This window comes from Mycobacterium sp. 663a-19 (assembly GCF_035616495.1).
Taxonomy (GTDB): Bacteria; Actinomycetota; Actinomycetes; order Mycobacteriales; family Mycobacteriaceae; genus Mycobacterium.
Genome location: NZ_JAPJAV010000051.1, coordinates 1 through 434 on the forward strand (window position 1 = coordinate 1; position 434 = coordinate 434).

The window sequence follows — 434 nt, forward strand, 5'->3', positions numbered from 1 at the left end:
TCCGCGGTGCCGATGATGTAGCCGACCAGGCGCTTGTCACCCGGACGGTCCTCGCGCACGATCACCGCCGCCTGCTGGACCCCGTCCAGTTCGGCTAGGGCGCTTTGGATTTCACCGAGCTCGATGCGATACCCACGGATCTTGACCTGCTCATCGGCACGCCCCAGATAGCGCAACTGCCCATCGGAACCCCAGCGCACCAGATCCCCGCTGCGATACATGCGCGCTCCCGGCGCCCCGAACGGGCACGCCACAAACCGCGACGCGGTCAAACCCGGCCGGCGCACATACCCCACGCCCACCCCGCGGCCGGCCACATACAACTCGCCCACCACACCCGCCGGCACCGGGCGCAGCCACCCGTCCAACACGAACAACGCAGCACCCGGAACCGGCAAACCGATCGGCGGTATTCCTGAGCCCGCCGTCAGCGG

General features: G+C 68.9%; 1 pseudogene. It reads right to left on the reverse strand.

The window, feature by feature from the left end:
• Positions 1–434, reverse strand: a pseudogene (locus OQ968_RS24820) (long-chain fatty acid--CoA ligase); the annotation flags it as partial.